The organism is Acidicapsa ligni (assembly GCF_025685655.1).
GTDB lineage: Bacteria > Acidobacteriota > Terriglobia > Terriglobales > Acidobacteriaceae > Acidicapsa > Acidicapsa ligni.
The window spans coordinates 131,172-145,391 of the sequence record NZ_JAGSYG010000004.1; the positions used below are offsets into that span (position 1 = coordinate 131,172).

The window sequence follows — 14,220 nt, forward strand, 5'->3', positions numbered from 1 at the left end:
AGGAATCATGACGGTCGATTCGGTTTATCCGGCAGCAGCTTCCGTCATGGAACTGTTGGTGCTCTTGCCGAAATTGATTTGCTTCAGCCAATCGTCGCTATAAACAGGTCCAAGGTCGCAAATTCTCGCCGTCTTTCCAGTCTCTGTGTTCACAACGGGCATGTCCTTAATCACGTTCCATCGCTCCAGGCCACCAATGTAGGTCAAACTGCCTGCACGATCGATGGATTCGCGTACGGTCGAAGGCAGTTCCTGGATGTTCAGGATCGAGGTATCGACGAATCGCTCCGCGTAGTCCTCGCGGACGAAGAAAGCGTTGTTACCGGCGGAGTTGGTCCCGACAAAACGATACCCCTTCTTTAATGCAAGGGATTTGAGCGCGGCAAGGGACGCACCGTAGTACAGGTTGCTGAAATGCGCGTCGGTGCGGTGGAAGTCCGCTTTGTAGGGGATCGAGATCGGATGCAGATCGCCAAAGACGGCATTAAATTCGCAGATGCAGAGGATCGGGCGCATCACATTGATGACCTCCCAGATCCAGTAGTCGTTCCCATCCACGTCGATGCTCAACAAGCCCAGGTCATCGCTGAATCCCGAGCTGGCTATAAGTTGATTCACATTTTCCCGCGTGATGAAGGCCTGCTTCATTGTGAGTTCATACTTCCAGTACAGGCCGTCTTCGATGGCCGCCTGCCGCGCGTCGCCACGTCCATCCATGATAAACCCGCGCCAATTGCGATTCTGAAGCAGAAAGCGGGTGTTGGCCTCCCGGTATTTCTCAACGCCGAACTCGATGAAGGTGTGGTTTGCTTGAGGAATCGCGGCGCGCTCAATGAGCCAGTCGATGATCCCGTCCTCGCCCCACTGGGAGCTGACTTTGAACTCAACATCCTGCAACGAGGAGATCACCTTGAGAGATCGCACACGCAAGCTTATGTCTTTTCCAATAAGCAGTTGCGTGGCTTCTGCCGACGCCCTGAGTTCCCGCGTGGCCGATGATAAAAAGGGAGTGATCAATCTTCGAATCGCGGATTTAGGGGTCAACTTCGTCTTCGTCACTTGCTCAACAGACATTGCTTCCTCATGATCTAGCCTACCTAGCGGGCACAGGAATTCGGACGAACAGGAACGAATCTTCCCGTCTCGTCCAGGCTATGATCGGGTCCTATTGGTATCTAAACAACGATTCTGAACCAATAGTAACCACTCTAGCATCCGGCGAGATCGGCTGCCAGCAAAAAAAGAAAGCACGTCCCAACTTCCTGAAGACGGTATAGTAGCCGCCGCGCTTCCATTCGCAGGGTAGTGCGAATGAAACTCAAGTCATTTTTTATGTGCTGGTTATGGTCTAGGCAGGCTGGAAGTTAGATTGGGTGGATATATCCGAATCTATGCCCTTAATGCGATGCTGATGGGCGCATCGATCTCGGCTACCGCTGAGCTTTCCAGGAGCCGCCCGCTCGTGGGCGCAACTACTGCGTGCATCACGCGATTTCGTGTGCGATCAAGGGCAATCATGGCGCGGCCATCTGCGGTGGTGGCGAGTGCTTCGGGAGAGCCATCGGACCACTGTTGCGTCTGCGTCAGCCCGCCCGTTTGAGGATTGATCTGCCATACTGAAACCCCATCCGTGCTCGCGGCATAGAGGATATTTCCTCGCAGGTGGAGTCCATTTGCGACGCTGCTGGAAGGCATATTTACGGAGCTGAGAAGCCCCTCAATCCGCCCGGTAGAGATATCTATTCGATAGCCCGCAATTGAGCCTTGCAGCCCGTTGGCGGCCCCATTGGCAACATAGAACAGTGAGCCTGAATCATGTATCACCGCATGCCCAGGTCCGCTACCGGCAGCGGTCTGCACCTGCTGTCGACGCGCCAGCTTACCTTCGTGAATTGCAAACGCACTCAAGCGATCACAGCCCTCATCCGTTGCAAAAAGGAATCGTCCTGTGGGATCGAAGATCGCAGTATGAGGATGTGCCGAAGCCTGAAGCTGTGGATGAAGACCTGAACCCGTTTCCTTCAATCGGCTGCGTACCGGTTCAAGAGCCCCATCTTTTTTGATGGATAGCAGGTTGTACGCGCCTCCGCCATGCACGGCCACGACAAGAGAACTTCCGTCAGGAGAGATCGCGAGTTGTCGAGGACGCACCGCAGAGAGCGCCAGTGGCTGACGATTCAACAATGTAATCCGGCCATCGGAAGCAATCGCATAAGCCTCCACGCTGCCTCGCGGAAGCCCATCGGTCTCGTCAACCTGGTTGACAGTGTAAAGAAACCGGCCATGTGGATGAAGCGCCAACGATGCAGGCACACGGCTCGCAACGCGCTGTTGCAATGTCCAACGATTGCCGCTTACAGAGAACACGAGTAACTTGCCACCATGCGCAGCAGATCCCACATACGCAAAGCCAGGCGCGTCTTGATGCAATGAGAGCGCAGCGCTTGCGGGCAACAGAGTTCCGACTGCACTCGCTGCGGATGCGTATCCCACACCTTGCACAAAAGCTCTGCGGCTCCATCGCGTTGGCAAACTCATGTAAGCTCCTCGAAGAATAAAGACGTCGGCAGCCCATCTCCGGCGTTGCTGTTATGTGCGAATCGACATTGCGTGATGAAAGATGTTTCCTGGATCGTACTTTCGCTTCACGCCCTGCAAAAACGGATATAGATCACCATCGCCGAAGTACAGTTGCGGCCAGAAAGAATGCTCCAGCATATCGGAATCGGGATAGTTGATATAGCACCCCTCATATAACTCTCCAGGATATGGAGCACCGGCAAACTTCGCCGGGACATTCGTCCCTGAATACAAGGTGCTATAGAACTCTTTCAGCCACTTTACGCGCGCTGCATCTTCTTCAGCCCGCTGCCAATAGAACTGATATTGCAGCTTCATGATGGATGACCGCTGCCAGACAGCAGTCTCATCCATCAGATGTTTCTGATTGATTGCGCCCCCGTAAGAGTCGATGGCCACGACAAAGCCGCCAAGATCAACGTCAGGCAAATCACGCGTCAGATAGTCATAGATACACTTGGCTTCTTCGACGGTAAAGTTCTTCTTCATGTAAGTCGACTTATACTTGGCGCGCCCACTGGCTGAGCCGCCAGCTTCGTCTACAGCAGCTTCGATATAAGGTTTACTGCGCATGGGGCGCGGCTCCGCACAGGGAATCTGCGCCGCCTTTATCTGCACATGCGACCTGTCTCCAGGCCTGATTGCATCATTCGGGCGTGGCTTGCACTGCGCGAAGCGGTCCAGAAACTCATGCAGGATAGTAAGGTCAGTCGCAGTGCCGTCGACATTGCAGAACTGCACTCCGATCCCAAAGTGCTCCGACGATTTATGCGAAAGCGTCAGCACCGCAAAGAGGCCAAAGGTGTCGGCTTCTTTCCCGCGCGTCTCCCAGTAGTTGCCATAGGTTTGCAGGATGGAGGTGAAGCGCTCCTCGGTCATCGTCGCCCAGTCAAAGGACAATCCGGTATGCACGATGTCTTTCGGGGCTTGCGGGAGCTTGTCAAAATGAAAGCCGGTAATGATGCCGAAGTTGCCGCCGCCCGCGCCGCGACATGCACGGAAAAGATCCGGATCGTGTTCCTTATCGGTGTGCCGGGTAACTACTTTTCCCTTGTTATCAACGGTGAGGATATCGATCCCGGTAAGCCAGTCTGAAGTCACACCATGCAGGCGCGAAAGCAGCCCGTATCCACCGCCGCTGATGTGTCCTCCCGCGCCGACGGAATAACATGTGCCCGCGGGAATCGTAACTCCGTAGCGCTTATATAAATCGAGATAGATATCGCCAAGATGCTCGCCGGGCCCAATCCAGATTGGCTTTCCTTCTCCTGGCCGGCGACGGGGCGCAAGCAGACTTACGTCGAGAATCACTCCATCGGGATTGTTGACGACAAAGTCTTCATAGCAATGCCCGCCGCTACGCACAGTTGGCCGCATGCCTGCATCAACCGTGCGTTGCAATGCTTCCGCCAGATCCTCAACGCTTTCGCATAGCACGATACGGCTCGCATACTCGTCCTGTGAAGCAGGCCAGCGCAGGTTGCGACTTTTCTTCAGCGATTCGTAGCGTGCGTCTTGCTGCGTAACTGTGATTGCCATAGCACTCCCGATTCAGAGCTATCTCATGACTTCAATCGAGTTGTATGCAAGTAAGAGGTCTAGCTCTTGACTGCAGTCCAAGTGGCTTCGCCGTACTCTCCCATATGCACCGTGCCGCTGATCGAGCTGCCGGAGACAACGCCGTGGAAAGCCCAGGGAATTTCATTGCCTGAGACTTGCATGTTGCTCGTCAGCTCCACATGATCTGCATGCATCGTGCCTTTAAGATCGGCTTTGTAGTTTTCGCCGACCTGGGTGCCACTCAGCTTGTCTCCATCCTGGCTTAAGGCGAAATGCTGTTCCCCTGTGCCTCGGCTGTAGTGAATTGAAACTGCCCAATCCCCGGCAATCTGTGCCACTGTGCCTTGTGGAATAACTGGATTTTCATAATGTCCCGGATGCGTGAGTATCTCATAAATCGCGTCGGCAACGATGCGATCCTGGCCTGGAGCCATCATGTAAGGCATGATGGATATCGAACTTTGCATGTGGTCTGGCCGTCGTCCTGAGCCGCCCTCCACAAGAATGCGCGGTGTGCCTTTATCCAGCCGGTCTACCAACTCGGTTCCAGTAATGCCAAGCTTCTCCGCATCCCAATGGATCGCGAGGCGCGGGGAACGATTGGATAGATCTTCCGCTTCAAGATACTGCGTTTTAACGGAGGGTAGAGCCTTCACCTTGCTCTCGATCGTCCCCAGCCATGAACGCCACTCGCGTTGCTCCGCCTCATGATCGCGCTTATACCACTGGCGCACTGCTGCGAGCATACCCATGATCTCTTCTTTGCCAACCTTAAACGCACGGCCCCAGTTGTGATGCGGAGCGGCATTGAACCAGGCCGCTTCGACAAGATCCTTTTGCCCCAGGAGCAAGCCTGCGGCTTGTGGCCCTCGCATGCACTTGCCGCCGGAGTAACCTACCAGCGTGGCGCCATGTGCGAAATGAATGTTGGGTACCAGCGGCTCTTCCGCAGCCGCGTCCACAAAGACGGGAATGCCCTTTGTTTTGGCTATCGAACAAATATTTTGAATGCTGAGTGGGCCTTTTTCTGTAGAAGGACTGGAGAGAATGTAAATCATCGCCGTCTGGTCAGAAATCTTTGCGTGCAGCTCTTCTTCAGAATCAACTTCGACAATTTCCACGCCGCACATGCGCACGCCAAAATCATAGGGATTGCGCGAGTGCTTCGGAATAATTACCTGGGACTTGGCCTTCTTATAGGGTAGCGCCTGTGTACGTTCCGGGTCTGTTCCGGCAACGCAGGCCACAGTCGCCAGCGCAATCGCTGCTTCGCAGCCTGTGGTTACAATTGCCGCTTCAGCACCGGTAAGCTTCGCGATTTCAGCGCCGACGGCAGGCATCAGCTCATCGAGATGGACGAAGTAGTTAGACGCCTCCATCATCGCTTGTTTTACCTGCGGCAGTGAGCTTGAGCCGGTGATGATGGTGAATGTTCCACGCGCATTCAGAATCGGCCGCACGCCAATCCTGGTGAAGAGATTATCGCCGCTAATCCCTTTGCTGGTGGCCGGTCCGTCTGTCGATTGAGCCGCAGCTTCTGTTCCGGAGCCTAAAATTGCGGTCAAAGGAGTAGCTGCCGACAGAGCGGTCAGCATTCCCGATTGCTTCAGAACATCCCGCCGCGAAGGGCGAACACTGCGAAAAAGCGACATGGACCAGCCTCTCAATTTGTCTTGAATGCGATGACACTTGCTTTAAGAGAAAAGGGCCGGTATTGCAATCAAGTTCCGGCCCAGTTGACTTACGCTCGTAAGCGATGCGCGTTTAGATGTACGCGATCAGATCGATTTCCACCAGTGAATCACCGGGGATTCCACCGGCTGCGGCAATCGTCGTCCGCACAGGAGGAATGCTGCCCCAGCGGCCTTTGTAAACGGTGTTCATACGCGGCCAATCCTTGATGTCATTCAGATAGACATTGACCTTGAGCACTTTGTCCATAGACGATCCTGCTGCAGTCAGATTCTTCTCCAACTCATCCAGTACATGCTTGGTGTGCTCTTCAATCGTGCCTTGAAAGTGCGCTCCAACACCGGCCAGAAACAGCAGGTTGCCAAAGGAAACGGCACCACTGAACAAGGGAGTTTCGCCTTCCTTCGGTGGAGGATAGCTCTTCTTCTCCATCTTGGCTGTCTTGGCCGAAGCCGTTTCACTCAGCACCGCTGCTCCACCTACTGCTGCGGCAGCCATGGCTGCATTTTTAAGAAGACCTCGTCTGGACGTCTGTTCCATTTTGCTTGGCTCCTTTAGCTCTGTTGATTCCTGCTGCTGTTGGTGATGTCGAAGAGTACACTCATTCAGGCCGCTGAGACAGATACTCATCTGTCTTACTCCCGGAAACTATCAGGACCAATATCCTGTCTTGATGTCCTGCCTTAATGTCTTACCCATTGAAGGTCCACGCATTCAAGTCCTGCTCATTGAAGTCCTGCGCATTCAATGAACGTGTGCGCGTTGCCGCGCGCCTATATCCGTCCGAATTGCTTCACTGCTTCCACAATCGAATGATACTTTTCGATATACGGATACATTGAGTGCTCGCTCTCGTCCAGATGCTGCGCCAGCACCAGTATTTCCGCAGCTTTATCACGAGGCACCACGACCACGCCATCCTGATCGGCCACGATGATATCGTTTGCGGCGACTTTCACGCCATCGCAAACGACTGGCACGTTGATTCCGCCGAAACGATAATGGCTCACGGAAGTTGAAGGCACAGGCCCGGTCGAGTACACGGGAAATCCAATCCTCTTCAATTGCGGCAGATCGCGTACGCCACCATCGACGACTGCGCCTGCAAACCCGCGTGAAAACATCGCCGTTCCCATCAGTCCACCCATGCCTGCAATGTCCGCGCCATCTTCCACGGTCATCACGTAGACTGCTCCAGGCCCACCGGAATCGATAGCTTTCAACATGCCCGAGAGCGCGTCGGGATCATGGTTTTCATCCTTGATCAGCTTGACTGTCAGCGCGGTGCCGGCAAATTTAGCAGGGAAGATCGACTGCATCCGGTGCGACATATATCGCTTCTCGTGCAGCAGTTGTTCTATGGCATCAGAGACGGAAGCGGCTTCAACATGGCGGTATGCCTCAACCATGCCCGCGGGATCTTTTGCATAGTCATCTGCAGTTTTTGGCGCATCGGCATTCACCAAACGCGTAACTGTGAAGATACTGCCTACGACGATTGCCAGGCATCCAAGTAAACGGCTAAGCCTGGACGAAATTATCCATCGCCTCAAAACGATTACCCCCATCAACTGCGTCCGCTATCTTGCAACAATCATCTGTCGCGGAGTGCCTATAGCTCTAGGACAAAATACCTACGCAGATGTCTCTTCCCGTAAAAAAATTCCTGCACTAACCTAATTCATCTCAATCAAGATGCACAAGCCCACGTTGAAAGGCGTAGATCGTTGCCTGGGTTCGATCTCTCGCGCCAAGTTTGTCCAATACGGCAGACACGTGGATCCGTACCGTTTTTTCTGCGATGTGCAATGCTTCCCCGATCTCCCTGTTCGACTGCCCCTGCGCAATGCACGCCAATACCTCGGACTCGCGGGGTGTCAGGTCAGACTCCGGAATGCGTTCAGCCAGCCGGTCCAGCGCAATTCGCGGCAGAAATCTTAACCCACGATCAACATTGCGAATGGCATTGATCAGATCGTCTCCGCTCGCGTCTTTGGTCAGGTAGGCCATGGCGCCCGAACGCACCGCGCGATAAATATCTTCGCTACCCTGGTAGTTTGAGAGCACCACGACGCGTACATTCGCAAATTCGCCGCGCAGCCGCGTCAGTACCTCAAATCCGCTCACGCGTGGCAGGCGCAAATCGAGCACGACGACATCGGGCCGCAGCGATTTGTACATCGCCAGGCCTTCTTCGCCATCCGATGCTTCACCCACTACGAGGATTTGCGCGTGCCCTGAGAGCACGGAATGCAACGCCATGCGCGCCAGAAAATGGTCTTCGACCAGCAGTACTCGTATCTGCTTCATATTCCAATCCAGGGCACGACGTATCGTCCTTCTGCTTTCATGGTCTGCGGAGTCATGATCTGGAGCGAATGAAAGGTTACATTCACCGAGACATCTGTTCCACCGTTGAGTGAGCTTTGCACACGCAACACGCCGCCTACTTTGCGCGCACGTTCTTCCATTACCGCGATTCCAAAGTGCCCGACCTTGGATGTATCTCCACGAAAACCGCAGCCATCATCGCGAATGAGCAACTGAAGTGCGCTTGCCTCATAACGCAGATGGACTGCGATATGTGTAGGGGATGCATGCTTCATTGCATTCAAAACTGCTTCTTGCCCGATCGACATCAGATGATGCACGTATGCGGGCGCCAGCGGAATCTCTTCGCCTTCCACGCGAAGCGTGATCTGGATGCCGTCTCCCGGATCATGCGCGGAGATGGTTCGCGATAAAGCGTGCGAAAGGATATTCGTCATCTCTTCCGTGTCGCGCAGATCCCAGATAATTCTTCGCGCCTCGGCCTGGCAGTGCGAAACCATGCTGCGGGCAAGCTCGCATGATTGTGCCGCGGGAGTATCGGTAAGCTCGCTCGTGCGAAATAATTTGGATGTTGCCTCAAGCTGCCAGGAGATCGCAGCAAAGCCCGCCATCAATGTGTCGTGGCATTCCCGAGCAATGCGATTGCGTTCCTCCAGAACCACGCCGATCTGTCCTTTGACGAACCGTACACGCTGCCGAAAGGCCTGTATCGCGAGAATGCCCGCGAGAAGAAGCATAGCCAGATAGAAATACCACGTCTGATAAAAGTGGCTGCGCTGCCTCACCTGCACAGTGGTAGTTACCGCCTCCCACGGCTCGCCGCTTCTGCGCGCCTGCAATGCAAAACTATAACTGCCTGAAGGCAGGCGTCGATAGCGAACACTGCGTGAATGTGTCGTGATCCAATCGGCATCATAGCCTTTGAGTCGATAGCGAAACTCAATATGCGACGGATTCGAAAGTTCAATCACATTGAATAGAAATGTTGCATCCGGCTGCGACGGGCTCATCACAATGTGATCGCCCTCCAGGGCATGCGCGGGATTCATATCATCGGTCAGCGTCCAGCCCAGCGTGGGATGAATCGGATGCGTATGCACCAGGTTTTCTGCCACATCCGTTGTGTGCACAAAGCCTTTGGAGGTGACAAACCAGAGGGTGCCATCCGGTGCTCGCGCCGCCGCTGGCAGAGACGTGCCGACGCATTCACTCGAACGCATTCCATCTTCGCGACCAAAGAATATGGGTGCGAGCGAAGACTCGCGTCCATCCGCGACATCATGCAGCGCTGCAACTTTTACGCGAACAATGCCGCGAATCGTGCCCAGCCAGAGATGTCCATCGCCATCTTCAATAGCCGTATTGATCGGGAGCATAGGCACTTCGCTTTTTTCGCCCAAAGACTGCAGGTGATCTTCGCGAAGCAAAGACAGGCCACCTGCTTTGGTGCCGATCCACGTATAGCCAAGGCTGTCTCTGGTAATCGAAAGTACATGCGCATTCGGCAGATTTGTAATCTGCGTTGAGCGGCCATCACGCACACGAAACAGGCCGGTACTGGTTCCGACAAGGACCGATCCGTCCTGATCTTCCAGCATGCTTGTGATCAGCTTTGTATCCAGAAACAAAGATCGCTTAGCCTGTGGTTCTCCATCGGCAAAATACAAAAGCCCGATGTAAGTGCCAATCCATAACCCACCTTTGCGATCCACGAGGATAGAACTGACGGCATTACCAGGCGATTCTGTTCCAAGCAAATAATGGCGGTATGCGTGACCGTCATAGCGATAGAGTCCATCGAACCAGGTGCCAATCCATATCTGCCCATGGCCGTTTTCAGCAATGGTGCGAATCGGCGTCATAGCGGACATGCCGGGCGGCGTAGCATTGAGCGTTCGTCCATCATGAACGCGAAAGAGGCCAGCGCCCCACGTGCCAAGCCAGATATCGCCATGACTATCAGAGAAGACGTTAGCCGCAATAGTCGCCGATAAGCTCTCTGGTTCCGAATACGGCGCGAAGGCGGCCTTTCGCCATCGACTCAGCCCACCCGTCTGCGAGCCGATCCACAGGTTTTGTTCCCGGTCCACAAACATGGAGCAGATCGAGTCATCTGTCAGCCCATCTTTTGAACTCCACGAGTCCACGCTGAAACTCGCGCCATTCGAGCGAATCCGTCGTACTCCGCCATGCCGCGTTCCTACCCATATATTGCCGTTTGCATCGCTGAGAATGACAGTTACCGGGCTTGGAATGCGGGCAGCAACAATCTCCGAATAACCACCGTGAATGCGTGGGTTTAGTTGCACCATTCCATTCATCGTGCCAACCCACAATCGATGCTGCAGATCGCGATAAACGGCTACGGGGCGTCCCATGCCCACAGTGCGTAACGGATACGGCTTCCACGTGTCACCCTCAATTTGAAAGAGTCCGTTGGAGGTGACAAAGAGCATGCCGCCGTAATCGTCTTCCGCAAACGGCGTGGTGATATCGCCGGAAATCATGCCCGCTTTTTCAAAAGCTTTTAGTTCGTTATGCTGGTACCGTTCGATGCCATTTTGCGTGGCGATCCACAGCGCTCCTTTGGCATCCTCGTAGAGATTGCGGATGCGCTCATTCATGTGCCCGGCGCGTTCGCTGATGTCGATGAGAGTTCCGTCAGCGCCATAACGCAATAGGCCGCGACCATCCGTGCCGATCCAAAGCGTGCCGTCCTTGGTTCGCAGAAAAGCATTCACTGCTTCGCCATCGGAGCTGCGTGGAACAGGGAAGCTCTCAAAGCGGCGGCCATCAAATGTCGAAAGCCCCGATGACGTGGCCAGAAGCAGGCGTCCATCCGCCTGCTGGTCAATCATTCGAACGTTGTTTTCAGGAAGCCCATCTTCAACCTGCCAGCTCTGTTTCTGAAACTCCGAGAGCCGCAGGACTGGCGGAGGAGCGGTGGGGGATGCTCCGAAGATGGTTAAAGTGCCGCATATCATTGCGATCAGGGATACGCAAAGAAGCCGGAACCGCGCAAAACCTCTCCTCAACCATCTGAGATCACGCGAACACGGACTTGGAACGGGAGAGGTCATGCTGACTGAGATATTAATTGACGATTACAAACTCGTGTTCAATAAAATAATCCAGTCGCCCTCGCCCGCAGCTCTAGGTTGTTTCCAGCGGCCGCTCCGGATGGACAATCAGCCAGAAAAATGCGCCAATAACCGCAAGCGTCGCTGCTACTCCAAAAGAGCTTGTCCATCCAAATCTTTGCGCAATCCAGGGGGTCAGGGATGCTGTTACAGCGCCCCCGATCTGTCCGCCCATATTCACAATGCTGGAGAAAATTCCCGAGCTACGCCCCGCAATATCCACCGACACTGAGAAGAACGAGCTCTGCGAAAGATACAGCGCCCCAGCGCCGCCCGCGAGGATAACTGCTGCTAGTGCAGGACTGTGCACACGCGACCCCAGTACGAGGAAGCCGGCCGTGCAGAACATTGCTACCCCTGCCGGCAGGCAGCGGCCAATCCGCAGACCGTAAAGGCTCGTCAGTAGATCACTTAGAGCTCCGCCGAGCAGGCAGAAGACAGTCATGGAGATGAAAGGAAGCATGGTGAAAAGAGCGCTCGCCTTTAGATCCAGCCCCCGCACTCGGGCCATATACAGGAAGAACCAGCTAAAGTAGATCCACGCGATATATCCAAAGCTGAAGTAACCGATCATCAGCGCCAGCAAATCACGTCGCCGAAAAATTGCACCCCACGATATATGCGGAGCCTTGTCCTTGCTGGAGTTCGCGGAGGCATCAATCGTCTCGGATGGGGTCGATCGGATGCCCTCTTCGATAACGCGCAGCTCTCCACGCGAAACCCACGGATGTTCCTCTGGAGTATCACGAGCGGTAAACCACCAGACCAGTCCCGCCACAACACCGATTACCGCGCTGAACCAGAACGCGGCTCGCCATCCATGTCCCGTGATCAACCAGGTAAGCAGCGGCGGCGTCAAACCACTCCCTGCGCCTACTCCGGCAAAGATCAAACCGTTTACAAAGCCGCGTTCTCGCAGTGGAATCCATTGAGCCACAAATTGATTGGCCGCCGGATACACAACGGACTCACCAGCCCCAAGAGCAAAGCGAATCGCAATCAGCACAGCCACCGCATGTGGCATGCTTGAAGGCAGCAGCGCGGTTAATTCGGTGGCTACGCCCCACCACAGCACTCCGAACGCCAGCACGCGTCGCGGACCATAACGCGCCGCCAGCCAGCCGGCAGGTATCTGAAAACCCGCATAGCCAATCAAAAACGCCGAAAAGATCCAGCCGAGATGCTGATTTCCAAGGCCATACTCGGCACTTATCTGCAAACCAGCGATTGAGATATTGGTGCGGTCAAGAAAGGCAATGCCGCTTAAAACAAAAAGCAAAATGGCAAGCAGATATCGAACACGCGTGCGACGCTCCACTAACATCCAAGCTCCATTTCCATACTGTTCTCACGCTTGAAGCGTCTTCGTAATTTCTGACCTGCTTGCCACTTCGTTCTAGTGCTGAGTTCCGGCGTCGATAGTCTTCGCAGGTCTTGGCCGCTCAGAGAAAGCGGTCCATTTCCTTGCCAAACGATCATCGCTGGTAGAGGGCACATTCCACAAGTCCGCGGAGATGCCGTTCAGGTCATAAACTACTTTTCCCGCACGTACCGTCAATTGGCAGATCAACTTTTCTTTTCCGAGCAGCTTCCTGTCGAACATGTCCACAAATCCAAAGTTGCCGTGCTCGACGCTCAGTACAGCAATGTCAGCAGGAGCGCCAACCGACAGATTGCCCAGCTCTTCCTGCTTGATCTCGCGTGCCGGATTCCAGGTCATCTCCGTGAGCACTTGCGGAACAGTCTGCCCCATGGCCAGCATCTTATCGGCAACGTTAAGCATGTCCTTCATTCCCGCATTCATGCTGTCGATGTGCAGATCTGTCGAGATGGAGTCGGGCGCGAAACCGCCTTTGTATATAGGCAGCGCAACACTCCACGCAAACGAGCCGCCACCGTGGCCCACGTCAAAATAAATACCACGCTGCCTGCCGATTAGCAGTGCTTTGCTGGCCTTCTTCGTCACAGGATCCTGTTCTCCGCGTAATCCGGAGTAGCAGTGAGTGTATATATCTCCTGGCCGCAAAACCCGCGATAGTAACTCATACAACGGCCGCTCAGGCCGATTGGAACCGTAGTCAATCATCACCGGAATGTTGGCAATCGTCCCAGCCTTCACAGCTTGCTCATAGGGCTTCCACTCGCCACCGGTAAAGTGAGCACTCTTGATTCCAACTACAACACCCGGATACTGCAACGCCACCTTCGCGGTCGCTTCCCCATCCATGTCGTCGAGGTTGTCTTCATACTTAGGACCACGCATGCCTGCGCCGACGATGTTGAGCTCCGCCAGTACGCGGGTCTTCGAACGATCGATCACTCTGTCTTTAAAATCAGGAAAGCTTCGCCACCCGGAACTGCCCGCATCCACCACGGTTGTCACACCGGAGCGAAGGGTAAATCCATCAGGATAGACGCTGTTGTCACCTGCGTAAGAACCGCGTTCGCCCGTACCGGCATAGGCATGCACGTGAATGTCGATAAGTCCGGGCGTCACGTAATAGCCTGCGACATTCACCGTTTTGATCGCATCTTTTTCGCTCAAATGCGGTGCAACGTTAGCGACCCTTCCATCCTTCACCGCCACGTCTTCAACAGTATCGACATGATTCTTAGGATCAAAGACGTGTCCGCCTTTCAAGATCAAATCGTACTGCTGTGCTTGAGCCACACCCGCAACGAAAACCACACTCCCGACAATGGTCGCTGTCAGCAACCGCATTTGACTCAACCGCATTGATATTCTCCAGTGTTGATTAATGAATTATTCTCATGCATCTCAACGCTAAGACGCATCGGAAGTAGAGAAAGCCGCGTCCCGATCATGGCTTTACTACTTGGATCTCAAAGTAAATGCAGCCGTACGAGATGAATATTCGTAACGGCTGCGAGTATAACAATTCATCCGGTTAGGCTA

At 54.3% G+C, this 14,220-nt stretch carries 10 protein-coding genes; all 10 read right to left on the reverse strand.

Going from position 1 to position 14,220, the window contains the following annotated elements:
* Positions 1 to 24 precede the first annotated feature (24 nt).
* Positions 25 to 1,074, reverse strand: coding sequence for a hypothetical protein (locus OHL19_RS14815; RefSeq protein WP_263358495.1), 1,050 nt, complete (start codon positions 1,072 to 1,074; stop codon positions 25 to 27).
* A 315-nt stretch (positions 1,075 to 1,389) separates the two neighbouring features.
* The gene (locus OHL19_RS14820) at positions 1,390 to 2,538 is read right to left on the reverse strand and encodes a lactonase family protein (protein WP_263358496.1); all 1,149 of its coding nucleotides are present in this window, start codon (positions 2,536 to 2,538) and stop codon (positions 1,390 to 1,392) included.
* A 51-nt stretch (positions 2,539 to 2,589) separates the two neighbouring features.
* On the reverse strand, positions 2,590 to 4,119 hold the full coding sequence (locus OHL19_RS14825) for an FAD-dependent oxidoreductase (RefSeq protein WP_263358497.1): 1,530 nt from the start codon (positions 4,117 to 4,119) through the stop codon (positions 2,590 to 2,592).
* A 59-nt stretch (positions 4,120 to 4,178) separates the two neighbouring features.
* Positions 4,179 to 5,792, reverse strand: coding sequence for an aminotransferase class V-fold PLP-dependent enzyme (locus tag OHL19_RS14830; RefSeq protein ID WP_263358498.1), 1,614 nt, complete (start codon positions 5,790 to 5,792; stop codon positions 4,179 to 4,181).
* A 112-nt stretch (positions 5,793 to 5,904) separates the two neighbouring features.
* The gene (locus OHL19_RS14835) at positions 5,905 to 6,372 is read right to left on the reverse strand and encodes a RidA family protein (RefSeq protein ID WP_263358499.1); all 468 of its coding nucleotides are present in this window, start codon (positions 6,370 to 6,372) and stop codon (positions 5,905 to 5,907) included.
* A 233-nt stretch (positions 6,373 to 6,605) separates the two neighbouring features.
* A complete protein-coding gene (locus OHL19_RS14840) occupies positions 6,606 to 7,385 on the reverse strand; it encodes an RraA family protein (protein ID WP_263358500.1) in 780 nt (259 codons plus the stop codon).
* Positions 7,386 to 7,518: 133 nt separating this feature from the next.
* The gene (locus tag OHL19_RS14845; RefSeq protein ID WP_263358501.1) at positions 7,519 to 8,142 is read right to left on the reverse strand and encodes a response regulator; all 624 of its coding nucleotides are present in this window, start codon (positions 8,140 to 8,142) and stop codon (positions 7,519 to 7,521) included.
* Entirely contained in the window at positions 8,139 to 11,147 is a 3,009-nt protein-coding gene (locus OHL19_RS14850; protein ID WP_263358502.1) for a sensor histidine kinase, read from the reverse strand. Before OHL19_RS14850 ends, OHL19_RS14845 begins: the two co-directional genes overlap by 4 nt.
* Before the next feature lie 169 nt (positions 11,148 to 11,316).
* Positions 11,317 to 12,627: an MFS transporter gene (locus OHL19_RS14855; protein WP_263358503.1), complete on the reverse strand. Its 1,311-nt coding sequence runs from the start codon at positions 12,625 to 12,627 to the stop codon at positions 11,317 to 11,319.
* 72 nt (positions 12,628 to 12,699) lie between these two features.
* The gene (locus tag OHL19_RS14860; protein WP_263358504.1) at positions 12,700 to 14,040 is read right to left on the reverse strand and encodes an amidohydrolase/deacetylase family metallohydrolase; all 1,341 of its coding nucleotides are present in this window, start codon (positions 14,038 to 14,040) and stop codon (positions 12,700 to 12,702) included.
* Positions 14,041 to 14,220 lie beyond the last annotated feature (180 nt).